Origin of the sequence: Vasconcelosia minhoensis LEGE 07310 (assembly GCF_015207255.1) — a bacterium.
Lineage (GTDB): Bacteria > Cyanobacteriota > Cyanobacteriia > Phormidesmidales > Phormidesmidaceae > Vasconcelosia > Vasconcelosia minhoensis.
The window spans coordinates 36,400-57,992 of the sequence record NZ_JADEXG010000028.1 but is presented as its reverse complement, the minus strand read 5'-3'; the positions used below and the strand labels follow the sequence as shown (position 1 = coordinate 57,992).

The window sequence follows — 21,593 nt, the reverse complement described above, 5'->3', positions numbered from 1 at the left end:
GTGATGGCGTGGGGGAGTAGGGAGTGGGGCACAGTCAGGGGGCTTAGACTTTAGAATTGATGGGGCGTTAGGAAAATAGGACAATGCGCTATCGCGTTTGGTTGCTTGGACTGCTGCTGGCAGGAGCCTGTAGTTCTGGGGGAGAGCGAACCCAGGAAGCTGCTCAAGAGGCTCAGGAAGCTCCCCAGCAGGTGGAGGATGTTGCGGTAAGCGTCGCGCCCAGCAGCAGCCAAATTGCCGTTCAGTCGTTCACACCAGAGCCGATTCAGATTGAGCTGGCAGAGCTGCCGGAGCCGTTTGCGACCGATAGCGCCAGCAAGAGGCCCAACGTCATCCCCATTCCTGAGAACCCCAGCTTTCAGGTGCCGCCAGGCTTTGAGGTCAACGTTTTTGCCGAAGGCTTAGACCGACCGCGCTGGCTGGCGCTGACGCCCGAGGGCGACGTACTGGTGACGGAGACGCGCCAAAATCGGATTCAGCGGCTGAGCGATGAGAATGGCGACGGGGTGGCTGAGGGAAAAACCGTCTTTGCCAGTTCGAACAACGGGCTCAACATTCCCTTTGGCATGGCCTTTGCGGAGGATTATTTCTTTCTGGGCAATACCGATGCAGTCGTGCGATTTCCCTATCGGGCGGGGCAGACGGCTTTGAACGGACGGGGCGAGAAGATCGCCGACCTGCCAGGCGGGGGATACAACCAGCACTGGACGCGCAATGTCGTGGCTGCGCCGGACGGTGACCAGCTCTATGTCTCAGTCGGCTCGCGGTCGAACGTGAGTCAGGAGCCGCTGCCCCGGGCTTCGGTGCAGGTGATGGACTTAGACGGCGCCAATCAGCAGACCTTTGCCTCGGGACTGCGCAATCCGGTTGGGCTGGACTTTCATCCTGAGACAGGCGAGCTCTATACCACGGTAAACGAGCGCGACGGCCTGGGCGACAACCTTGTCCCCGACTACCTAACGCGGATTCAGCCAGGGGAATTCTACGGCTGGCCCTATACCTACCTGACGCCAGACAATCTGGACCCCCGCCAGACCACCAACGGTCGCAGTCGAGCCCCAGAGCAGGCCGCTCAAACCCAAACGCCAGATGTCCTATTTCAGTCGCACTCGGCGGCCCTGGGGCTTCAGTTTTACGACGGCATAACGTTCCCAGAGCCCTACCGGAACCGGGCCTTCGTCGCCTTTCGCGGCTCCTGGAACCGGGATCGGGGGACGGGCTACAAAGTGGTCTCCGTTCCCTTCGACAACGCGGGGCGACCGCTAGGCTACTACGAAGACTTTTTGACTGGCTTTCTGGTTGACCCGGCAGGTCCAACCACTTGGGGCCGTCCCGTAGGGCTGCTGGTTTTATCAGACGGTAGCCTGCTACTGACGGAAGAGGCCAACGGTCGCATTTACCGGATTCAGTATGCGGGTGAGGCATCGTAAATCTGGCAAACGATAGTAGAGTAAGTCTGCAAATGACCTCAGGAGCAATTTGGCCAAGCTGGACGCTTCTAAACCTCAGCGGCTGATCGACCGCCAGGCGCTTTCGCTGACTGCCCTGGCCATCGGTTGGGTTGCCTTGCTCAGCTGGATTGGCTTTGGCTGGCAGCTTGGCAGTGTAGGCCTGGTCGATGAGACAGAGCCGCTGTTTGCCGAAGCGGCCCGGCAGATGGTTGAAACCGGCGACTGGGTGACGCCCTACTTCAACGGGGTGACGCGCTTTGACAAGCCGCCGCTGGTCTACTGGCTGATGGCGGTGGGCTTTCACCTGTTTGGCGTGAGTGAATGGACGGTGCGGCTGCCATCGGCGCTATCGGCAGCGGGGCTGACCGGGTTTGGTTTTTATGTGCTGCGGCGATTTGGCCAGCTGGCAGTGGGGCAGCGGCCGGGAGCAGCGCTCTGGACTGCCGTGGTTGGGGCAGCCGCGATCGCGCTCAATCCAGAAACCATCGCCTGGGCCAGAATCGGCGTTTCTGACATGTTGCTCAGCGCCTGCGTAGGCTCGGCGCTGCTGAGCTTTTTTCTGGGCTATGCGCAGCCGGAATATCCCCACCGACAGGCGGTCTGGTACTACGCAGGCTACGTTTTCATGGCGCTGGCGGTGCTGGCTAAGGGGCCGGTGGGCCTGGTGCTGCCAGGGCTGACAATCATTTCCTTTTTGCTCTACCTGGGTAAGCTGCGCGAGGGCCTTCGGGAGCTGCGGCTGCTCCGGGGCGGGCTGCTGTTTCTGGCGATCGCGCTGCCCTGGTTCATCCTGGTGACGCTGGCGAATGGCGAAGCCTATCTAGACTCCTTTTTTGGCTATCACAATTTTCAGCGGTTTACCAGCGTCGTCAATCGCCACGCCGCTCCCTGGTTTTTCTATTTTCTCGTCGTCACCATCGGCTTTCTCCCCTGGTCGGGATTTTTGCCCCTAGCCATCTTTCGGCTGAAATTTTGGCGGGTGCAGCACTGGCGCAGGCTGCCGCGATCGCAGCACCTGGGACTGTTTGCCCTAGTCTGGTTTGCCGTCGTTTTCCTCTTCTTTACGGCATCAGTGACTAAGCTGCCGAGCTACGTCCTGCCGCTGATGCCAGCAGCCGGGATTTTAGTCGGCCTCACCTGGAGTGACTACCTGAGCCAGCCTCGACGGCTGGGCTGGGGCTTTTGGGCCAGCGCCTGGGCAAATATTGCGCTATTTCTGGGACTCAGCGCGATCGCGCTCTACAGCCCCAACTGGATGGGCAACGACCCCACCATGCCAAACCTGCCCCATCTAGCCCGGGCCTCGGGCATATTCACTCGGGCCGCGGTGATTTGGGGCATGGCCGCGATCGCAGGATGCGTTCTGGTTATCCTGCGGCGAGCCGTTTGGCTGTGGAGCGTGAATTTGATTGCGATCGCCGCCTTCGTGCTGCTCACAATAATGCCCGCCTTTCAGCTAGCCGACAGCCTGCGCCAGCAGCCGCTTCAGCAAATCGCCACCGCCGTTGCCGTCGAGCAGCAGAGAAACGAGCCCGTGGTAATGGTCGGCTTCATGAAACCCAGCCTGGTGTTCTACAGCCAACGGCGAGTCAACTATATCGGCGACCCTGCCGCCGTAGCCGGAGAACTCGCCGATTCCCCTAGCGACTCTTTCTTACTGGTTGGCCACCCCGAGGAAGTAGCCGCCACCCTCCAGCCTGGCCAAACTCAGGAAGTGCTTTTACAAAAAGGCACCTACCAGCTCGCCCGAGTCCACCGCTAAAGCCAGCTCACACTCCTAACACCCACAGCGACACTTCACAAACACCCATCACCCCATCACTCCCCCACTCCATCACCCTCCACTCTCCACCCTCTACCCTCTAACCATTACTCCCCCACAGGCAGCTGAAAACTACTCGGATCCCCAGTCACCTCCACCCGAATAGCCCCGTCATCTACCCGAACATCTTTAATCGTTAGCGTCACCGGCAGCCCGGACAGGTCAGCCAGGGGATTAATTTCGCGAGAAAGCCGCTGAGCGACGCCACTCCCCAGGTTAATTCCGGCAGCCCGAACTGACGAAACGTCAAAGCTCAGCTGGCTACCCGACCCGACCAGCTCACCGGCGATATCGACGGTGACGCCCGGCGGCGCATTAAATTCACCGATGCTGGGCCTCACTCGAATGGTGGCCTGGTTGGGGGGTAGAAGCGCAATCTCAGCATCCTGAACATTGCGGCTATTCGCCAAAAACACCGCTAAATCATCGGGGCGGACCAGCGCTACCGCCCCAGCGCTTTCGACCCGCTCTAGGCGTCCCTGATCGCGGTTGAATTCAACGCCCCGCAGCTCCAGTTCCAGCCGGTCCAAAACGGGAGAGCCGTCTGGACGCACCCGCTCGCCTACTGCAAAGACGCGGTCGGCCTGGTTTGACCGCAGCTGCAAGCCCTCAATATCGACATCGTAGCTATCAGCGGGGCCAATATATTTCGGCAGCTCGCGCTCAATCCCGCGTTCGACATAGCCCGCTGGGCTACAGCTCGCTAGGACAGTAGCCGTAAGGACAAGCGCCGTCCCCGAAATGATCCCCGAAACAGTTTTATTAGCTGGCATAGTAAAAACTTTGGCTGTGAGCAGATTCAAATAAATTTCATCTGAGATATCAGTTTATCTGCTGTTGATCCCTTAAACGACTTTGGCATGGCAGTAGAGGAACCGCCATATCGCCTGCCTGCTAAAATCGCGAACATGTTCGATGCAATTTGTAAATATCTGGTTGAGACCTTTTCAGCTGACTTCGCCCAATGGTTGCTAGGAGAAGACATTAGCTTTAGCGAACTCAGTCCGTCAGAGCTGCTGCTAGAGCCCATCCGTGCCGACGCTCTGCTGCTCCAGTCCGAGCAGCGAGTTTTGCATTTGGAATTTCAAACCCGGCCCGACGCCGCTATCCCTTTTCGGCTTTTAGACTACTGGGTACGAATCCATCGCCGACTGCCCGAGCGAGAGATTCGGCAGGTCGTCATCTATCTGCTAGAGACTCAGTCCCCTCTAGTTGAGCAGACTACGTTTGAGCTAGCAAAAACCCGTCACTGCTTTGAGGTGATTCGCCTATGGGAACAGCCAACGGAACCTTTTTTATCCTTGCCGGGACTTCTGCCCTTTGCCCCGCTCAGCCGCACCGACAGTCCAGAAGTGGCCTTGCGTCAAGTCGCTAGGCAAATTGAGGGGATTGCAGAGCGCAGTACTCAGGTCAACCTGGCCGCGTCTGCGGCGATTCTGGCTGGGCTAGTATTGGAGGAAGGATTAATCGGGCAGATTTTGGGGAGAAGGCTGATGCAAGAGTCGGTGGTTTACCAAAGCATTAAAGCTGAGGGATTAGAACAGGGTCTTCAACAGGGGAGACAGGAAGGAGAAATAACGCTAATAGTCCGACAGCTAAGCCGACTAGTAGGAACGGTGCCCGCAGAGTTAGTCGCTCGTATAGAGTCTTTACCTTTGGAGCAGCTAGAGATGCTGGGCGAGGCGCTGCTAGATTTTGAGGGGCAGAGCGATTTAGTTCAGTGGTTGGAAACGGCTAGCTAAGGGCGGTTTGACTGCGGGTCTAGGGCGTCGCGCAGGCCGTCGCCGACGTAGTTAATGCTGAGGACGGTAAAGAAAATGGCGAGCCCGGGGAAAATCACCATGTGCGGAGCTGAGACCAGATAGTTCTGCGCGTCGAAAAGCATCCGGCCCCAGGTGGGCACATCGGGGGGAAAGCCAATGCCCAGGAAGCTGAGGGTCGATTCGGTGATGATCGCATTGCCGACGCCCAGAGTCGCCGCGACCGTCACCGGGCCGATCACATTGGGCAGGATATGGCCCCAGATAATCCGGCTGGGCTGAGCTCCGAGGGCGCGGACGGCGGTGACGAAATCGCGCTGCTTTAGCGTCAGAAAACCGGCCCGCACCAGCCGCGCCGGCGTCATCCAGGTGAGGCCGCCAATCAGCAAAATAATCAGCAGAAAAATGCCGATTTCAGGACCCGCGATCGCGCGTACCGGCTCCCGAAATAAATAAATTACCAGCAGCAGCAGCGGCAGCTGGGGCAGAGAGAGAAACAGATCGGTCAGGCGCATCAGCCCCTGGTCGATGATGCCGCCGTAAAAGCCAGAAAGCGTACCTACCAGAACGCCGACCGAAATTGAAACCAGCATCGCGGTAATTCCCACCGCGACAGAAACCCGTCCGCCCCAGAGAATGCGAGCCAGCTGATCCTGTCCTAGGGCGTTGGTGCCCAGCGGATGCGCCCAGCTCGGCGGGGCGGTGGCCTGGGTCACATCGATTTCGCTGTAGGAAATGGGATAAATCACAGGACCCAGCAGCACCGCAACCAAAATCAGCAGCAGGATTAGGCCGCCCAGCACCGCCATTCGGTCACGGCAGAAGCGAGCCCAGGCGGTTCGCCAGCGCGCTAGTTTCAGGTTTGGCGGCGGAGCAGACGTCATCAGTAGCGAATGCGCGGGTCGAGCAGGCCGTAGAGCAGGTCGGCAACCAGGTTAAACAGCACGACCAGAATCGCATAGATAAAGGTGATGGACATAATCACCGGCGTATCGCTGCGGCCAATCGAGTCGATCAGCAGCGACCCCAGCCCTGGCACCCGAAAGACCTGCTCGGTCACCAGCGCCCCGGTAAAAATAGTGGGAATATCCAGAGCGATCAGCGTCACCACCGGGATCAGGGCATTGCGCAGGACATGCCGATTGACCACCGCCCAGCCGGTCAGCCCTTTGGCATAGGCCGTCCGCACATAGTCCGCCCCCAGCTCTTCAATCACCGCCGTGCGAATATAGCGCATCAGCACGGCGGCCTGAAATAGCCCCAGGACGGCAATCGGCATAATCGACTGCTTCACCTGGGCGAGCAGGCTGCTGAAATTGCGAATTTGGAGGGTGCTGTCATAGATAAAGGGTAGCCAGCCCAGCCAGACGCTAAAGAGGATGATAAATAAGAGCCCGGTGAAAAAGGTCGGAATCGAAAAGCCGACGAAGGTCAGCGTAGTGACAACCTGGTCGAGCAGTGAGTAGCGCTTCAGGGCGGAGAGAATGCCGAGGGGGAAGGCGATCGCGATCGCCAGCAGATAGGCCAGTCCCACCACCCAAAGCGTCGTCGGCAGCCGTTGCAAAATTAGACTGCTCACGGGCACCGGACTGACGAAGGAATAGCCCATATTGCCGGTGACAAACGAACCCGCCCATTTGAAATAGCGAATATAGGCGGGCTGGTCCAGCCCCAGCGCCCGGCGCACGTTCTCCCGCACGTCTGGAGTGAGCGACGGGCTGCTGGCCAGCTCTCCCAGCGGGTCGCCCGGTGCCAGGGCCAGGATGGTGTAGAGGATGATGCTAATCGCGATCAGAGTAGGGATGGCGATTAACGCTTGTTTGAGCGCATATCGGAGCATTGCGGCCTACTGACTGCCCCAGGTATTCAGCTTCCAGGTGCTGGCGCTCCAAGGGGTAAAGTCCAGATTGCTGAGCGTCTGACTGACGGCTAAGGGATCGCTCCGATGCACTAGGGGAATCAAGGCCACATCTTCGATCAGCAGATCGTTCATCTTGATCAGCAGGGCCTGCCGCGCCTCCGGGTCGAGGGTTTCGCCCAGCTGCGTCAGCAGCGCTTCGTACTTGGGATTGCAGTAGCGAGACACGTTTTCCTTGCCCCACTGATTTTCCTTCTGCGAGATCTGGTCGCAGGCGTAAAGCTGCATGTAGGAATCAGGCTCGGGCGTTTCGCTATCAAAGGCAAAGAGCTGGAGGTCGGCATTAAAGCGGCTGGCCGAGTCGGGGTTGGCCGGGTCGCCAAAGTAAACGCTGGCATCAACGCTCTTCAGCTCCACCGCCAGGCCAATCGATTCGAGGTTTTGCTTGATAATTTCCTGCGTCTTCTGGCGCACCGGATTGACAGAAGTGGTGAACAGGATATTCATCTCCACGCCGTCTTTGTCACGAACGCCGTTGCCGTTGCTGTCTACCCAGCCCGCCTCGTCCAGCAGAGCGGCGGCCTGCTCCAGGTCGAACTCATAGTCGGTATTGGGCGAGACATATTTATCTGGCGCAACGATAAAGTTGGTTGCGACCTCACCGGCTTCGCCATAGAGCTGTTCGGTAATCGTCTGCCGATCAATCGCCAGGCTAATCGCCTGCCGCACGGCTTTTTCAGACAGGAAGGGGTGCTCTGTCTCAGCGCTGGAGCGCTGGCCGTTGACCTCCTGGTTGGGGTCGGAGAAGTTGAAGAAAATGCGCTCCATCAGCGGCTTAAACACGTAGCGCATTTCGCCCTGGCCGCCCGCTTCTAAGCCCTGAATAATCGCCGGTTCAGCCTGCACATTCCAGGCAAAGTCCGCGTCTCCCGTCTGCAAAACCGCGCGGGCGGCAGAGACGGCATCGCCGCCGCCCTTCAGCTCTAACCGCTCAAAGGCAGAGGGTTCGCCTCGAAAGTTGGGATTGGGCTCGTAGATAATCGTATCGCCGGGCTTGAACTCGACCACCTGGTAGGCACCCGTGCCGACCGGCTGGGTATTGGCCGGGGCCGAGCGGGCCTGAGCTCCCACATAGTCTTGAAACACATGCTGCGGCAGAATCATGCCGCTAGTGCCGACGAAGGGCTGCGACCAGGCGGGCGTCGGCTGGCTAAAGGTAATCTTCACGGTCTGGTCGTCCACCGCTTCCACCGAGGCAATGTCGCCGTAGAACTCGGTCGAGGTGGCGCCGGTTTCAGGATTGCTGAGAAAGTCATAGGTGAAGGCCACGTCTTCAGCGGTGAAGGGTTCGCCGTCAGACCAGAGCACGTCGTCCTTGAGTGTCCAGGTGACGGTGGTGCCGTCTTCGCCCAGGCCGCCATTCTCCCGCGAGGGAATCTCAGCCGCCAGGGTGGGCGTCAGCTCCTCATCCGCGTTGTATTCGGCCAGCGGCTCCAGTACCAGGCGGCTAGCCTCAATGTCTTTAATCCCGGTGGAAAGGTGCGGGTTGAGCACGGTTGGGGCCTGCCAGTAGAGCAGGCGAAGGGAGCCCCCGGCGGCTTCAGAAGCTGGGGTATCGGCGTCTGAGCTAGGGGAACTGTTTTGGTTGCAGGCGGCAAACAGTCCAACGCTCAGCAGCGCTACCCAAAACAGGCTGAAGAACCTGCCCCACCAGCGGCGACGAAATTGTCCCATGAAATCCATACTGCTCCTGAATGATCGGATTGGATTGGCGCGATCGCGCTACCGCAGCCCATGCTAGACGATACCACCACAGCATATTGCTAAAAAAATCACACCGCTAACCCTGGGTTAACCGACAAAAGTTACCTATCCCTCATCCAAAATCCTTCTCCCGGGGGGAGAAGGATTTTGAATTCTAGCTCCCCTTCTCTCTCGGAGGGGTTGGGGGACGAGGGGACAGAGATTTATTAGTCAATCAGCAGCCAACCTCGCCTGGCCTATTTTTTAACCGCAGCGATGCACTCCTCAATCAGCGGCTGCACCTGGTCAATATCTTTCCAGCCGAGAATTTCGGTGACTTTCTTTTCCAGATTTTTATAAGTCTTAAAGAACTCGGCAATTTCATCCAGCCGGTGGGGCGACACATCGTCCAGGGATTTGACCTGGGTGAAGCGGGGGTCGGCATCGGGGACGCAGAGAATTTTTTCATCGCGATCGCCGCCGTCGATCATCTCTAGCATCCCGATCGGGCGAGCCGGGATGACGCAGCCGGGAAAGGTCGGCTGGTCCATTAGCACCATACCGTCGAGCGGATCGCCGTCGTCAGCTAGGGTATTGGGGACAAAGCCGTAGTCGTAGGGATACTGCACCGACGAATAGAGAACGCGATCAAGGGCAAAGGCGGCAATGTCCTTGTCAAACTCGTACTTATTCTTGCTACCAGCCGGAATTTCAATCAGCACGTTGATCAGTCCAGGCTTGGGCTGGGCTGGAATGCGAGATAGGTCCACAGGGCTTCTCCAAATTGCTAAATTTCATGGAAAAGTCTGCTGATCATGGCGGCAGGCCACGGTCAGCAGACTTCCCCAGCTAGCATTTTAGGGGAAGAAGGACGGGTCGCAGTCAGTGACAGGCGCTATTCTCGGAATCGCATAAACGAATAGGAGGGCTGCTCGAAGGGTTCCACCTGAGCCGAGGAAAAGTGCGCGATGACAAACAGAGGGAGGGCAACGGTCGTCAGGGCAATGAAATAGCCAATAAAGCTGGCCATTCGGCCTGACGGAGGTTGCGGAGGTTTATCTGTTTGACTGACCGATTGCATAAAATACGGGGAAAGGGTGCAAAGGAAAGGACGAAACTGGCAGTCAGGGGATTTAATCCTGCTGAGTGATCTACCTTTCAGCCATAATCTTAGTGATTAGGCGGGCAAGACAGCTTATCCCTAGGTTAAGTCTTTGCTGAAGACTTTCCGTGTGATCAGCTACCGTCTCACTTTCCTATGACGTTAGCACCGCTGACCAAGCTTGAGCACAGCAAATTTGCCGATCTTAATGGGCGGTTTTCCGCTAGGACTGTGCCTTAAGCAGCGCTCGAATTGACTGCAGCTCAGCTAGGATCTGCTGCAAAAGCTGGTGGGTCACCGTTTCAGCGGGCGGGCTAACTTCGATGGTGACCTGCTTGATCCCCAAGACATCCTGGGCAAAGCGAGCGACCTCGTTGGGGTGAAACATCAGCGCCGCTTCCTTATGGTCGCGGATCTCAGGATTGAGGCGGTTGGGGTCAAAGGGTGGGTTCATTAAAAGCGGGTCGGTGTTCGCATAGCGATAGACCGAGGCGCGGGACCGATTCAGGATTTTTTGGACGGCATCGACAGACAAAAGATGGTTTTCTTCGATAGAAACTCGGCTCGGGTCGGCTGACGGATCGTTTGCCTGGCTGAAGGAAGAATGCATGAAGGCAGCGCGGTGTAGAAACTAGTCTCAGTTGAATCGTAATAAGCTTAACCTGTGCGCCTACGGGTTGAGCCAATGTCTCTCAGCTATTCAACCCGTTCACCTATACTGCTTGTACTGACTGAAGACTATGAGCCCTCCCCATACCCGCCCTCTCCATACGCTAGGTCCGCCGCCCAATGCTTGGCAGGTTGATGCCGATAGCGCTGATATCACCCGTCCGGCTTTAGCTCAGCGGGTGATTGCGCTGTCAACTGAGACTAAGCAGCTGCGGCTAGACCTGGCCAAGTCCGCCTGCATTGTCATCGATATGCAAAACGACTTTTGCCACCCCGACGGCTGGCTGGCCCATATCGGCGTCGATGTGACCGCTGCCAGCCAGCCGGTAGAGCCGCTACAGCGCCTGCTGCCCCAGCTGCGACAGGCAAAGATACCGGTGATCTGGCTGAACTGGGGCAACCGGCCCGACCTGCTCAACATCAGCGCCGGGCTGCGCCATGTCTACAATCCGACGGGAGACGGTGTGGGGCTCGGCAGTCCGTTGCCCAAGCGTGGCGCTCCCGTACTGACCAAAGACAGCTGGGCCGCCGCTGTCATCGATGAGTTAGTTCAAGAAGCCGCCGATATTAAAATTGATAAGTACCGCATGAGCGGCTTCTGGGATACGCCCCTCGACAGCATCCTACGCAATCTGGGCAAAACCACGCTATTTTTTGCCGGGGTGAACGCCGATCAGTGCGTCATGGCCACCCTGCAAGACGCCAATTTTCTAGGCTACGACTGCATTTTGCTACGCGACTGCACCGCCACCACGTCGCCCGACTACTGTATGCAGGCGACGGTCTACAATGTCAACCAGTGCTTTGGCTTTGTCTCCAGCGCCGACCAGCTACTGCATGGGCTCGACCGGGGTCTCTAAAGGCTCGATCAGCTGCCCCTGATTGTAGTCAAACTCTAGCTCTATCCCACCGACGACCTTAGCCACCAGATTGTAGATTAAGGCACCGACAAGCCCGAAAATAAACCCGAGAATAGCGTAAAAGAGCGGAAGAAAGATAATCATACTTACCCCACCCACCACGCCTGGAATCGCAGAGTCAGGAGCATCGCTGTCCAATGTGATGCCAGCCATCAGAAAAAGTGCGAATAGTACAGCCAATATCAGCCCGAACAGCCCCAATACGCTGCCCTGAATTTTAGCTGCAGAGAGCGCATCGACTTTACGAATGGTTACTTTACGAATGGTCATGACAGCAAACTCCTAGCGATCGCATCTCAGCCACTGTACCCGATCACCCCATCACCCGATCACTCCATGACCCCCCAAACCTCCACTCATACCGCTATCAACTGGGACGCCTTCGCCACCGAGCTAGGCGACATCGAAACCATCCGCGACCCCATCCAGGTGGCCAAGCTTTCTAAAGACTATTACTACTTCAGTCCCATTCTCAAAACCGCCCTCGACGATAAGACCGGTGACCTGGTGGTGCGGCCCAAAACCGAGGCTGAAGTCTTACAGGTGGCGCGAGCCTGTGTGGCTAATCGAGTACCGCTGACAGTTCGCGGCGCAGGCACCGGCAACTATGGGCAGGCGATCCCGCTTGAGGGCGGCGTCATCCTCGACCTGACCGCCATGAACGCCGTCAAATGGGTAAAGCCCGGACTGGCCTGCGTTGAACCGGGAGCCAGACTCGCGGCAATCGACCGGATCACCCGGCCCCAGGGCTGGGAAATTCGCATGGCGCCCTCGACCTATCGCACGGCGACGATTGGCGGCTTTATCGCCGGCGGTAGCGGCGGAATTGGGTCTGTGCGCTACGGGCAGCTGCGCGATCGCGGCAACCTCCACGCCCTCCGCGTCGTCACCTTGGAGGACGAACCCCGGGTGATTGAGCTGCGCGGCGACGCCGTCCAGCAGGTCAACCACGCCTACGGCACCAATGGCATTATCACCGAGCTAGAAATTCCTCTGGGTGCCGCCTATCCCTGGGCTGAGGTAATCGTCACCTTTGAAGACTTCATGACCGCCTCCCGGTTTGGCCAGCGCCTGGGCAGCAGCGACGGGATTATTTCTAAGCTAATCAGCGTCCATGCCTGGCCGATTCCCAGCTACTTTGCCGCCCTCCAGACGGCCCTGCCCGCAGAGCAGTCGGCGGTTTTGCTCATCGTGTCCGAGTCCTGCCTGGAGCCGCTGGGCGAGCTGGTGAAGGAATTTGGCGGGACCATAACCGCTGAAAAGGGAGCCGCCGATAGTAAGGGCAGTGCCCTGGGCGAGTTCACCTGGAACCACACCACCCTCCATGCCCGCAACGTTGACCCCAGTTTGACCTATCTGCAAACCCTGTTTCCCTACGATCCCGAGCTGAAGCTGCTAGAGGAGATGTATCACCACTTTGGCAACGAGGTGATGATGCACCTAGAATTTCTGCGGGTTCAGGGCAATATTGTGCCAGCCGGGCTGCAGCTGGTGCGCTTCTCGACGCCGGAGCGGCTGGACGAAATTATTCGCTATCACGAAGACCGGGGAGCCTTCATCGCCAATCCCCACACCTGCATTTTGGAAGACGGCGGGCGGAAGAGGGTCGATCGAGGGCAGCTGGCGTTTAAGGCGAAGGTGGATCCCTATGGGCTGATGAATCCGGGGAAGATGCGGGGGTGGATGGAGGGTAGTGAGTAGAGAGTAGCGGGTGGATGGGTAGGTAGGGGCTGGGTCTCCCTGCCCATGCAGTGCGATGATTGGGTTGGGGACGGATAGGTGGAGAGAGAAGAGGGGTGAGTAGGGATTGGCGGGTAGCCGAAATGGCTTGGGGCCGGTCTTTTCCTATAATGGTTGGGAATTAACTCGTGATTGGGAGAAACTCAATTTTCTCTTTGCTGTCCATAGGTCTATTTCATGCCTGGTGCTGGGAACTCAGTCGAAACTATCGAAACTATTAAAGCTTTAGAAAATACTGAACCCAACTCAGCCCCACCGCCGCATCGACTAGGGTTTTGGCAGCTCTGGAATATGAGCTTTGGCTTTTTTGGCATCCAGGTGGGCTGGGGCCTGCAGATGGCCAATACCAGCGCCATTTTCGAATATTTGGGGGCCGACGCGCATCAGCTGCCGCTGCTGTGGCTGGCGGCACCGCTGACTGGGCTGGTGGTGCAGCCGGTGATTGGCTACCTCAGCGATCGCACCCGCAGCCCGCTGGGTCGGCGGCGTCCCTATTTTTTGGCTGGTGCCATCTTGAGCTCTGTAGCGCTGGTGCTGATGCCCAATGCTTCTAGCCTGTGGATGGTGGCCGGGCTGCTGTGGGTTTTAGATACTTCGATCAACGTCAGCATGACGCCGTTTCGCTCTTTTGTGGGTGACCTGCTGCCAGAGGATCAGCTGACAGCGGGTTTTTCGGTACAGAGTCTGCTCCAGGGGCTAGGCGCGATCGCGGCGGCGGCGCTGCCCTGGGTGCTGACCCACGGCTTTCACCTGGCGGAGGCCGACGGCAACGAGGTACCCTTTGCGGTGAAGCTGTCGTTTTATATCGGCGCCATGGCGTTTTTGATCTCGGTACTGTGGACCGTGGTCAGCGTCCGCGAAGCACCGCCGGCTGAACCGACTGAAGAGCAGTCCTCGCCTGGTTTGGGGGAAGGACTGAACACCATGGTGCGTGAGATGGGCTCAGCGCTCTGGCATATGCCGCCGGTGATGCGGCAGCTGGCCTGGGTGCAGAGCTTTAGCTGGCTGGGGATGTTCTGCATGTTTCTGTACTTTCCACCCGCGATCGCGCGCAATATCCTGGGTGCCAGCAGTCAGGGGTCGGCTCTCTACGCCGAAGGCATTGCCTGGGCCGGACTCTGCATTGCGCTATACAACGCTGTCTGCTGCATCTTCGCCTTTGCGCTGCCCCATCTGGTACGGGCGATTGGCGCTAAGCTGACGCACACGCTTTGCTTAATTGCGGGCGCCGTTGGGCTGATGTCCCTTGGCTTGATCCATGATCCCTACATGGTGCTGCTATCGATGGTGGGGGTAGGCATTGCCTGGGCTAGTCTGCTGGCGCTGCCCTACGCGCTGCTAATCGACGCTTTAGAGCCCGAGCAAAGCTGTCTCTATATGGGAATTTTCAATCTTTTTATCGTGCTGCCTGAGATTATCGCCTCCTTAGGGCTGGGCTGGCTGATGATCAACGTGCTGGATGAGAACCGCCTGACCGCAGTGGTGATTGGCGGCAGCTTTATGCTGGTGGCGGCGCTGCTGATGCAGCGCGTGCAGCCGGTAGAATCGGCTACAGAGACCGCTGAAGCCGTCTACCAGCAGTCTTCGGTTCAATAATCTGTAGCAATAGGGATTGATAGGGCTACAGCGACAGCAGCAGCGCCGAATAGCCGCCTGCGCCCAGGGCAAATACCCAAAAGCGGCTTTCATTTTCTTCGGGCAGCTCTTCCTTGAGCACGTTTAGGATAATGCCGCCTGCGAGAAAGGCGAAGAGGGTCGCGATCGCGGCTTCACTCAAACTGACCTGGCTGCCCAGCACCCAGCCAAAAATCACCGCCCCAGCCAAAATCCAGCGGCCTTGGTGGTCATAGGCTTTTTTATGGTCTTCCCGCAGGCCGTAATCGTTGACGACAAAATGCAGCGCCATCGCGCCTGCGTAAATCAGCAGGCTACCCAGGCCCGGTTCTTCGCGATGCAGCAGCAGGTAGCCAATCAGCGCGTTATAGAGCGCAAAAGAAACCATATGCAGCCAGAAAATACCAGGATGCGTATAGTCGCCCCTACCCTGCTCTCGGCTTTCCTGACGCGACTGCCGCGCGACCCGCTCCAGACCGTAGAACATCAGCATCCCTACCAGCGCCATTAGATAGGCGTGGTGTTCTAAATAGCTTAGGTTTTCGTCTAGGCGGCTCTTTACCGTAGTTTGAGCCGAGCTCAGGTCCGGCAGAATATGCACAAACACGTAGGCTGCTGAAACACCACTGCCTAGAGAGAGCCAGCGACTTCGAGGAACGCGATGCAGCCAATGTAGGCGGCAGCCGTATAGATGGATGAACGCCAGCCCTAAAGCTAAAAGTCCAGCTAAAATAACGGTTTCTGAAGTCACAGCGCGATAATATCAGCCAACCCTAAAGCGTCGGGATGAAAGGACCAAATCCTTCACTCCGACGCTTTTACTGTAATGCCTCAGGATATAAGAAATAGGCCGGTTGAGAAAATCTCAACGCTGCCTGATCTCAACGCTGCCTGATGTCTATGCTGACCTAACTATCCAATGAATCGGCAGCATTAGCAGCCTTTTCCTGCATATAGTCGCCAGCTCGCTCAGCCGTCCGCTGAGTTCGCGAAACGCTTTCTCTAGCCAGCTGATCGGCGTTTTCAGCCGTGTCGCTAAGGTTGGCCTTGGCCCGGTTGATAGCCGCTTCGGTTTTGCTATTGTCCTTATTATTGGAGATACCCGCCCTTTTGCCGGTCAGGTTATTAGTACCCGTAGCTTCTTCAGCCGCGTTGGTCAAGGGCGCATCCTCAACCGCTGCTGTCACACTCTCAGCCAAGCCATCGTTCTGGGCGGCCTTTCGGTCAACCTCATCCAGCAGATTGTTCACCCGTCCTTTCACGTCCGATGTCGCCCGTCGCGGATCGACATCTTCATACTGATTCATGCCGCCGGTACGGGGTTGCACTTCATCGTAATTATCCATCAGCTGGCCAGGCTGGCCGTTATTGCTAGTGCGCTTTTGGGACACCGAGTCAGCTTCATTCATGTCCGCATTAGGAGACTGGCTACAGGCGGTGCTCACCCACAGCAGCGCCCCGGCGATAAAGACAATAGCCAGGCTACGCAGCTTCTGCCAGCTGAATAAAGATTTGAATTTAGTCATTTGAAATACCTAGATTTAGCTCCATTCATGAGGTTACAGAACCTGTTTCCCTTCATCCCTCTGGCTAGAGAAGGACTTTCACCTCGTTCGTTACACTAAGAAGCGAGTCGTTGGATAGAGAAACTACAAAGATGCAAAATTCCTGGGTGAAACTGGCTTTACTCCTAAGCCTGCTGCTGTTAGTCGTCTTTCCGCTGGCCGGTCTGGCTCCCCTGATGCTGCTGCTATTTGTCGCCCTCTGCGGCCTGGTTTTTCAGCTCCTGGTGTCAATTACCATCGGCGGCCAGCCCGTCGATGGCGAGTGAACGCCTCTAACCGCGCCTCCAACTCAGGCAGGAAATAGTTTGGCCTAGCGATCTCTACTTTAGGACAGTTAAAATTTTCTGCCGCAGCCGCTGTATTGGGAAACGTTACCCATCTGTTGACCCTCTACAGGAGTACCCTATGACAATTTCTGCCGACCAGATTCCAGCTCAGACTCAGGACCGCCAGCCTGCCCTAGAGTCAGAAATGACACCTCCTCCTCAGTACGATCGCGATAGCTACAAGGGCAGCGGTAAGCTCAAGGGCAAAGTCGCGCTGATTACCGGCGGCGATAGCGGTATCGGTCGCTCAGTGGCTGTTCTCTATGCCAAAGAGGGGGCCGACGTTGCCATTGTCTATTTAGATGAGCATGGTGATGCCGAAAAAACCCAGCAGCTGGTCGAAGCTCAGGGCCGGCGCTGCCTGCTGATTCCCGGCGATATCAGTAACGACCAGTTCTGCGGCGAGGCCGTGCAGCAGACTGTAGACCAGCTGGGTCAGCTCGATATATTAGTGAGCAATGCGGCCGAGCAATACACCGAGGGAGATATGGATGAAATTGATGCGGCTCGGTTGGGCAGCATCTTTGGCACCAATGTCTTTCCGATGTTTTATTTCGTCAATGCGGCCCTGCCCCACCTGAAAGAAGGCAGCAGCATTATCATCACCACCTCGATCAATGCCTACAAGGGCAACGCATCGCTGCTCAGCTACTCCACCACCAAAGGCGCTAATCTGGCCTTCACCCGCTCTTTAGCTAGCCGCCTAATGGACCGCAAAATCCGAGTCAACGGCGTTGCCCCAGGCCCAATCTGGACGCCCTTTATCCCCGATGCGATGCCAGCCGAAAGCGTCGAGGGCTTTGGCAAACAGGTACCGATGCAGCGTCCGGGACAGCCCGTAGAGGTCGCAACCTGCTTTGTCTTCCTGGCTTCGGAGGATGCTTCTTATATGACCGGTCAGGTACTGCATCCCAATGGCGGCGTTGTAGTCGGCGGATAGCCAGGCGTTACGAGCTGAGCCTGCTATAGCTTAGTCAGTACAAGGTGAAAGCCAATGATCATGGTGATCATTGGCTTGTTTTATGGCTGGCGGCGGCAAAAGAAGCGAAAATTGAATCAATCTGAAAACAGCTGACTTAAACTCTATAAAAATAAAATTAAGTTTTAAAACAAAAATTAATTTTAGTTTAAGCGGATCAAAGTCGCTATTTTGTCATCATCGATGCAGTCTGATTTCTCTGAACCAGCTATCCTATCGGCGATAACGGCTCCGAGGCCTTGGGCAGGGGCGACCTAAACTTCAGGTCAGCAGGGTGCTAATCCGAATCTATCTTTAGAGAGGCTAGTTTTATTCTCATAAACGCTGCTTTATTGTTACAATCACTTTACACATGTGGCGATATTGGCTGTTTTTAACTAGCTTTGCGGTTAAAAAGTAAGACCATTGGATTTTAAGCCGTCAGGGTGGGGCTATTCTGACGCCAGTGCTCACCTGATACCAGTCGATATCAGCTCGCTTCTAGGTCTACATTATTCAGTCCTGTTTAACATATGAAAGCTGCTCCTACGTCCAACGACTTAGTCCGCACTTACCTTAAGGAGATTGGCCGCGTTCCCCTACTGACCCACGAGCAAGAAATTATTTACGGTAAGCAAGTTCAGAAAATGATGGGGCTGCTAGAGCAGCGAGCTGAATTGGCAGAACGGCTTGATCGCGAGCCGCAGCGACACGAATGGGCTGAAGCGGCCGAGCTTTCTGAAAAAGAGTTAAACCGCATGATTCAGGCGGGTGAGCTGGCTAAGCGCAAGATGGTTGAGGCCAACCTGCGGCTGGTGGTTTCAGTAGCGAAGAAGTACATCAAACGCAATGTTGACCTGCTCGATCTGATTCAGGAAGGCACGATTGGCATGCAGCGCGGCGTCGAAAAATTTGATCCGACCAAGGGCTATCGCTTTTCGACCTATGCCTACTGGTGGATTCGTCAGGCGATTACTCGCGCGATCGCGGAAAAAAGCCGCTCCATCCGTCTCCCCATCCACATTACTGAAAAGCTCAACAAAATCAAAAAGGCCCAGCGCCAGTTCGCCCAGCAAGAGGGCCGAGCAGCGACCATCGCTGAGCTAGCCGAAGCGGTGAACCTGACGCCGAAGCAGGTGCGCGACTATATTGACAAGTCGCGGCAGCCCCTCTCCCTCGATTTACGGGTCGGTGATAACCAGAATACCCAGCTCAGCGACCTGCTCGAAGACGTGGGACCGTCGCCCGAAGACTTCGCTACCCAAACCTCGCTACGCCGAGACCTAGCGCGGCTGATGGCCGACCTCACCCCGCAGCAGCAAGAAGTCCTATCGCTGCGGTTTGGCCTGAGAGACGGTCAGAATATGACCCTAGCAAGAATTGGCGAACTCCTCAGCATCAGTCGTGAGCGGGTGCGTCAGATCGAGCGAGAAGCCCTGAATAAGCTGCGCAAGCGACAGGCCGACATGCGCGAATATCTGGCTGGATAGCTGACCCGATAGCGGCCTAAATAGCTGTTATGATGAGCCGAATTCTATTCTTACAAGCTCGGCGTGACCCTACCTGAATTTGGCCTGCTGCTGATTTCCATCCTGACCAGCTCCATCGGTCAGCTGCTGCTCAAGCTAGGCGCTGTGAAGCTCGGCAAAGTGACCGCAGGCAATGCGATTGAGCACATACTCAGCATTGTCGCCACGCCCGAACTGGTGGCTGGCCTAATGGCCTACGGGGTAGGCGCGATCGCCTATATCCTGCTACTCACCCGGGTCAAGCTAAGCGTCGCGGCCCCCAGCGCCTCGCTGATCTATCTATCCTCGGTACTAATTGGCTACTTTATTTTTCAAGAAGCCATCCCGCTGACTCGGGCGGTGGGGCTGGGGTTGATTATTTGCGGGGTGGTTTTGGTGGTATCGCGGTGAGAGGGGGAGTGGGGAGTGATGGCGTGATGGCGTAGGGGAGTACTCTTGACCCGATCACCCGATCACCCGATCACCCCGGACCATAGAGCTTTTGATAGAAAGTTTGATATTCCTCAGACAGCAGCGGCTGCCACCAGTCGCGGTGGGTGAGGTACCATTCGACGGTTTGCTTGAGGCCCGTACTAAAGTCAAACTGGGGTGACCAGCCGAGATCGCGCTGAATTTTGTGGATATCCATAGCGTAGCGGCGGTCGTGGCCCGGGCGATCGGTGACAAAGGTAATTAGCTGGCGAGCGGGGAAGACCGGCAGTTCCCCAGCCCTATCATCCATCAGGTCGCAGAGCTGGTGGACGATGTCGATATTTTTGACCTGATTATTGCCGCCGATGTTGTAAACTTCGCCCGGCTGCGCCTGGTTCAGGACAGTCGCGATCGCGCCACAGTGGTCGCTGACATGTAGCCAGTCGCGCAGGTTCTGGCCATCGCCGTAGACCGGCAGCGAGCGCCCCAGCAAAATGTTGACGCACATCAGCGGGATTAGCTTCTCGGGAAACTGGTAGGGGCCATAGTTATTTGAACAGTTGGTAATCAGCGTCGGCAGCCCGTAAGTATGGAAGTAAGCCCGCACCAGGTGATCGCTGCCCGCCTTGGAAGCCGAGTAGGGACTGTTAGGCGCGTAGGGCGTTGTTTCTGTAAAGGCCGGATCGTCTGGCCCCAGACTGCCGTAGACTTCATCCGTCGAAACGTGTAAAAAGCGATAGTCAGCCGGCTTGCCTTGGGTCTGCCAGCGATCGCGAAACGCCTCCAGCAGCGTAAACGTCCCCACCATGTTGGTTTGGACAAAGGCTGCCGGTCCCAAAATTGAGCGGTCCACGTGAGATTCCGCCGCAAAGTGAATGATTGTATCAATGGCTGCTGCTTCTAGTAGTTTGGAGACCAGGGCGCGATCGCAGATATCCCCCTGTACAAACCGCAGCTGCTCCGCCCCCAACTCCGCTAGACTAGCCCGATTCCCCGAATAGACCAGCGCATCCAAAACCACCACCTGCCCAGGATTCTGCCCGCACCACCACCGGACAAAATTAGAGCCAATAAACCCAGCCCCCCCGGTCACCAAAATCCGCCGCATACCGTCTGCCATCAAACCCCTATTGCTACATCAACCCATCCGGGCATGGCAACCATGCCCCTACCCCATCACTCCTAACGCCTACGGCGACGCTTCGCGAACACGCCAAACAGTTCGCCCCGGGCCATGAGCTCTTCTAGCGGCGATAAGGTTCTGATCAGCTCTTGCCCGACCTGACCCTGCACCCCAAATAGAAGAATCCGGGTCATTCAAACCCTCGGGGCTGCAGCAGCCGGGTCTGGGGCAGTTGAGTTTTCATTACTCTGGCGCTCAACGTCATAGGGGAGATATTAACCCATTGCGGAACCCCGGCAACTTAAACCGCGAGCTGGCGATGGCAGTGCCAGGTCCTGTTCTCATTTCTTTCGTAAAGACGCAGCTCCCAGCGGACTTCTGCCTGTATGTCAATTTTGGCCCGAGCCAGCTGCTCCAGCTCCGGGGCCTGAGCAGGGTCGAAATCGTAGGCCAAGCTGAGGTGCAGCCAGTCCTTTAGCCTCAGGGCGGGGGCTGACGGGGAGTACCGGGCGAAGCGAGCTGCGAGCTGACAGAGCCAGTCAGAGGCGAGCTCCAAGCCATGCCAGAGGGGATGAAACTGGAGAGACTGAATGGCGACTCTCCCTTGAAGACGCTCTGCCCTAGCGCTAGCCATTACCGAAGGGTTGCTGTCCCTTAGGCTATACGCGGCTTCTGACCTTTGTTCCAAAACCTGAGCGGTCGCTTTCTCCAGCGCCTGCACATAGCGGGGAATGGCCTGGCTTTCAGCCTGAAAGAAGCCGGTTAGGGTGCAGTGCGGCATGTAGGCATGGGCCGCATTTGGCCCACAGCGGCGACGGCTGTGGCGAAAGTAATCTTCCAGCTGGGCGGCCAGCTCGCCCGTGGGGCAGGCATATAAGATAAGTTCGCTCATTTGGTTCACCTTAGCTTACGGTGAAAATCTTTAATATTAGGGAGGTTTCTCAGTAAAGACTCAGGTAAGCATTCTACGCTCAGAAAAACGCAGGTCTGCAACGGCGAATT

At 56.9% G+C, this 21,593-nt stretch carries 23 protein-coding genes; 10 read left to right on the top strand and 13 right to left on the bottom strand.

The features are described from left to right. Positions 1–83 precede the first annotated feature (83 nt). Positions 84–1,430, top strand: a complete 1,347-nt coding sequence (locus tag IQ241_RS13250; RefSeq protein ID WP_193907901.1) for a PQQ-dependent sugar dehydrogenase — start codon at positions 84–86, stop codon at positions 1,428–1,430. A 49-nt stretch (positions 1,431–1,479) separates the two neighbouring features. Further along, complete coding sequence (locus IQ241_RS13245) at positions 1,480–3,213, top strand: ArnT family glycosyltransferase (protein ID WP_193907899.1); 1,734 nt, start codon at positions 1,480–1,482, stop codon at positions 3,211–3,213. 107 nt (positions 3,214–3,320) lie between these two features. Here the strand turns inward: IQ241_RS13245 and IQ241_RS13240 are convergent, their stop codons facing one another. Next, positions 3,321–4,046, bottom strand: a complete 726-nt coding sequence (locus IQ241_RS13240) for an LmeA family phospholipid-binding protein (RefSeq protein ID WP_193907897.1) — start codon at positions 4,044–4,046, stop codon at positions 3,321–3,323. A gap of 135 nt (positions 4,047–4,181) precedes the next feature. Here IQ241_RS13240 and IQ241_RS13235 point away from each other — a divergent pair, with 135 nt between their 5' ends. Then, the gene (locus IQ241_RS13235; protein WP_193907895.1) at positions 4,182–5,015 is read left to right on the top strand and encodes an Rpn family recombination-promoting nuclease/putative transposase; all 834 of its coding nucleotides are present in this window, start codon (positions 4,182–4,184) and stop codon (positions 5,013–5,015) included. On the opposite strand, the gene IQ241_RS13230 is transcribed toward IQ241_RS13235, so the two are convergent. The 6 genes from IQ241_RS13230 to IQ241_RS13205 form a co-directional block, all read right to left on the bottom strand. Continuing rightward, positions 5,012–5,917, bottom strand: coding sequence for an ABC transporter permease (locus tag IQ241_RS13230; protein ID WP_193907893.1), 906 nt, complete (start codon positions 5,915–5,917; stop codon positions 5,012–5,014). The genes IQ241_RS13235 and IQ241_RS13230 overlap by 4 nt on opposite strands. Beyond that, positions 5,917–6,873 (bottom strand): ABC transporter permease, encoded by a 957-nt coding sequence (locus IQ241_RS13225; protein WP_193907890.1) that lies wholly within the window; start codon positions 6,871–6,873, stop codon positions 5,917–5,919. Before IQ241_RS13225 ends, IQ241_RS13230 begins: the two co-directional genes overlap by 1 nt. A 6-nt stretch (positions 6,874–6,879) precedes the next feature. Further along, a complete protein-coding gene (locus tag IQ241_RS13220) occupies positions 6,880–8,625 on the bottom strand; it encodes a peptide ABC transporter substrate-binding protein (protein WP_228021670.1) in 1,746 nt (581 codons plus the stop codon). Between the two features lie 266 nt (positions 8,626–8,891). After that, positions 8,892–9,404, bottom strand: a complete 513-nt coding sequence (locus IQ241_RS13215; protein ID WP_193907886.1) for an inorganic diphosphatase — start codon at positions 9,402–9,404, stop codon at positions 8,892–8,894. Positions 9,405–9,529: 125 nt separating this feature from the next. Continuing rightward, entirely contained in the window at positions 9,530–9,664 is a 135-nt protein-coding gene (locus IQ241_RS25990) for a hypothetical protein (protein ID WP_265579894.1), read from the bottom strand. 295 nt (positions 9,665–9,959) lie between these two features. Next, the gene (locus tag IQ241_RS13205; protein WP_228021669.1) at positions 9,960–10,346 is read right to left on the bottom strand and encodes a resolvase; all 387 of its coding nucleotides are present in this window, start codon (positions 10,344–10,346) and stop codon (positions 9,960–9,962) included. 130 nt (positions 10,347–10,476) lie between these two features. On the opposite strand from IQ241_RS13205, the gene IQ241_RS13200 reads away from it, so the two are divergent. After that, positions 10,477–11,265 carry an isochorismatase family cysteine hydrolase gene (locus IQ241_RS13200; protein WP_193907882.1) on the top strand — a complete coding sequence of 263 codons (789 nt, stop codon included), beginning with the start codon at positions 10,477–10,479 and terminating at the stop codon, positions 11,263–11,265. Here the strand turns inward: IQ241_RS13200 and IQ241_RS13195 are convergent. Then, complete coding sequence (locus tag IQ241_RS13195; protein WP_193907880.1) at positions 11,236–11,595, bottom strand: DUF3566 domain-containing protein; 360 nt, start codon at positions 11,593–11,595, stop codon at positions 11,236–11,238. The genes IQ241_RS13200 and IQ241_RS13195 overlap by 30 nt on opposite strands. A 66-nt stretch (positions 11,596–11,661) precedes the next feature. Between IQ241_RS13195 and IQ241_RS13190 the strand changes: the two genes are divergently transcribed. Together IQ241_RS13190 and IQ241_RS13185 are read left to right on the top strand one after the other, a co-directional pair. Continuing rightward, positions 11,662–13,026: an FAD-binding oxidoreductase gene (locus IQ241_RS13190; protein ID WP_193907878.1), complete on the top strand. Its 1,365-nt coding sequence runs from the start codon at positions 11,662–11,664 to the stop codon at positions 13,024–13,026. A gap of 330 nt (positions 13,027–13,356) precedes the next feature. Continuing rightward, a complete protein-coding gene (locus tag IQ241_RS13185; RefSeq protein WP_193907904.1) occupies positions 13,357–14,661 on the top strand; it encodes an MFS transporter in 1,305 nt (434 codons plus the stop codon). A 25-nt stretch (positions 14,662–14,686) separates the two neighbouring features. Here the strand turns inward: IQ241_RS13185 and IQ241_RS13180 are convergent, their stop codons facing one another. Both IQ241_RS13180 and IQ241_RS13175 read right to left on the bottom strand, forming a co-directional pair. Beyond that, the gene (locus IQ241_RS13180; RefSeq protein WP_193907876.1) at positions 14,687–15,430 is read right to left on the bottom strand and encodes a hypothetical protein; all 744 of its coding nucleotides are present in this window, start codon (positions 15,428–15,430) and stop codon (positions 14,687–14,689) included. A gap of 157 nt (positions 15,431–15,587) precedes the next feature. Continuing rightward, entirely contained in the window at positions 15,588–16,205 is a 618-nt protein-coding gene (locus tag IQ241_RS13175; RefSeq protein WP_193907874.1) for a hypothetical protein, read from the bottom strand. A gap of 131 nt (positions 16,206–16,336) precedes the next feature. On the opposite strand from IQ241_RS13175, the gene IQ241_RS13170 reads away from it, so the two are divergent. The 4 genes from IQ241_RS13170 to IQ241_RS13155 all read left to right on the top strand — a co-directional run bounded on the left by IQ241_RS13170 (position 16,337) and on the right by IQ241_RS13155 (position 19,447). Beyond that, a complete protein-coding gene (locus IQ241_RS13170) occupies positions 16,337–16,510 on the top strand; it encodes a hypothetical protein (protein WP_193907872.1) in 174 nt (57 codons plus the stop codon). A gap of 139 nt (positions 16,511–16,649) precedes the next feature. Further along, on the top strand, positions 16,650–17,510 hold the full coding sequence (locus IQ241_RS13165) for an SDR family oxidoreductase (RefSeq protein WP_193907870.1): 861 nt from the start codon (positions 16,650–16,652) through the stop codon (positions 17,508–17,510). 551 nt (positions 17,511–18,061) lie between these two features. Next, positions 18,062–19,018 carry an RNA polymerase sigma factor, RpoD/SigA family gene (locus tag IQ241_RS13160; protein ID WP_193907868.1) on the top strand — a complete coding sequence of 319 codons (957 nt, stop codon included), beginning with the start codon at positions 18,062–18,064 and terminating at the stop codon, positions 19,016–19,018. A 63-nt stretch (positions 19,019–19,081) separates the two neighbouring features. Beyond that, positions 19,082–19,447, top strand: a complete 366-nt coding sequence (locus IQ241_RS13155; RefSeq protein WP_193907866.1) for a DMT family transporter — start codon at positions 19,082–19,084, stop codon at positions 19,445–19,447. Between the two features lie 70 nt (positions 19,448–19,517). On the opposite strand, the gene rfbB is transcribed toward IQ241_RS13155, so the two are convergent. The 3 genes from rfbB to IQ241_RS13145 all read right to left on the bottom strand — a co-directional run bounded on the left by rfbB (position 19,518) and on the right by IQ241_RS13145 (position 21,483). Next, positions 19,518–20,588 carry a dTDP-glucose 4,6-dehydratase gene (gene rfbB, locus IQ241_RS13150; RefSeq protein WP_193907864.1) on the bottom strand — a complete coding sequence of 357 codons (1,071 nt, stop codon included), beginning with the start codon at positions 20,586–20,588 and terminating at the stop codon, positions 19,518–19,520. A gap of 62 nt (positions 20,589–20,650) precedes the next feature. After that, entirely contained in the window at positions 20,651–20,785 is a 135-nt protein-coding gene (locus IQ241_RS25985) for a hypothetical protein (protein WP_265579893.1), read from the bottom strand. Between the two features lie 107 nt (positions 20,786–20,892). After that, positions 20,893–21,483, bottom strand: coding sequence for a hypothetical protein (locus IQ241_RS13145; RefSeq protein ID WP_193907862.1), 591 nt, complete (start codon positions 21,481–21,483; stop codon positions 20,893–20,895). Between the last annotated feature and the right edge of the window lie 110 nt (positions 21,484–21,593).

Coding starts and splice junctions, on each gene's coding strand:
- IQ241_RS13250 (WP_193907901.1), top strand. CDS start 84: ATGCGCTATCGCGTTTGGTTGCTTGGACTGCTGCTGGCAGGAGCCTGT.
- IQ241_RS13240 (WP_193907897.1), bottom strand. CDS start 4,046: ATGCCAGCTAATAAAACTGTTTCGGGGATCATTTCGGGGACGGCGCTT.
- IQ241_RS13235 (WP_193907895.1), top strand. CDS start 4,182: ATGTTCGATGCAATTTGTAAATATCTGGTTGAGACCTTTTCAGCTGAC.
- IQ241_RS13230 (WP_193907893.1), bottom strand. CDS start 5,917: ATGACGTCTGCTCCGCCGCCAAACCTGAAACTAGCGCGCTGGCGAACC.
- IQ241_RS13225 (WP_193907890.1), bottom strand. CDS start 6,873: ATGCTCCGATATGCGCTCAAACAAGCGTTAATCGCCATCCCTACTCTG.
- IQ241_RS13220 (WP_228021670.1), bottom strand. CDS start 8,625: ATGGGACAATTTCGTCGCCGCTGGTGGGGCAGGTTCTTCAGCCTGTTT.
- IQ241_RS25990 (WP_265579894.1), bottom strand. CDS start 9,664: ATGGCCAGCTTTATTGGCTATTTCATTGCCCTGACGACCGTTGCCCTC.
- IQ241_RS13205 (WP_228021669.1), bottom strand. CDS start 10,346: ATGCATTCTTCCTTCAGCCAGGCAAACGATCCGTCAGCCGACCCGAGC.
- IQ241_RS13200 (WP_193907882.1), top strand. CDS start 10,477: ATGAGCCCTCCCCATACCCGCCCTCTCCATACGCTAGGTCCGCCGCCC.
- IQ241_RS13195 (WP_193907880.1), bottom strand. CDS start 11,595: ATGACCATTCGTAAAGTAACCATTCGTAAAGTCGATGCGCTCTCTGCA.
- IQ241_RS13190 (WP_193907878.1), top strand. CDS start 11,662: ATGACCCCCCAAACCTCCACTCATACCGCTATCAACTGGGACGCCTTC.
- IQ241_RS13185 (WP_193907904.1), top strand. CDS start 13,357: ATGAGCTTTGGCTTTTTTGGCATCCAGGTGGGCTGGGGCCTGCAGATG.
- IQ241_RS13175 (WP_193907874.1), bottom strand. CDS start 16,205: ATGACTAAATTCAAATCTTTATTCAGCTGGCAGAAGCTGCGTAGCCTG.
- IQ241_RS13170 (WP_193907872.1), top strand. CDS start 16,337: ATGCAAAATTCCTGGGTGAAACTGGCTTTACTCCTAAGCCTGCTGCTG.
- IQ241_RS13165 (WP_193907870.1), top strand. CDS start 16,650: ATGACAATTTCTGCCGACCAGATTCCAGCTCAGACTCAGGACCGCCAG.
- IQ241_RS13160 (WP_193907868.1), top strand. CDS start 18,062: ATGAAAGCTGCTCCTACGTCCAACGACTTAGTCCGCACTTACCTTAAG.
- rfbB (WP_193907864.1), bottom strand. CDS start 20,588: ATGGCAGACGGTATGCGGCGGATTTTGGTGACCGGGGGGGCTGGGTTT.
- IQ241_RS25985 (WP_265579893.1), bottom strand. CDS start 20,785: ATGACCCGGATTCTTCTATTTGGGGTGCAGGGTCAGGTCGGGCAAGAG.
- IQ241_RS13145 (WP_193907862.1), bottom strand. CDS start 21,483: ATGAGCGAACTTATCTTATATGCCTGCCCCACGGGCGAGCTGGCCGCC.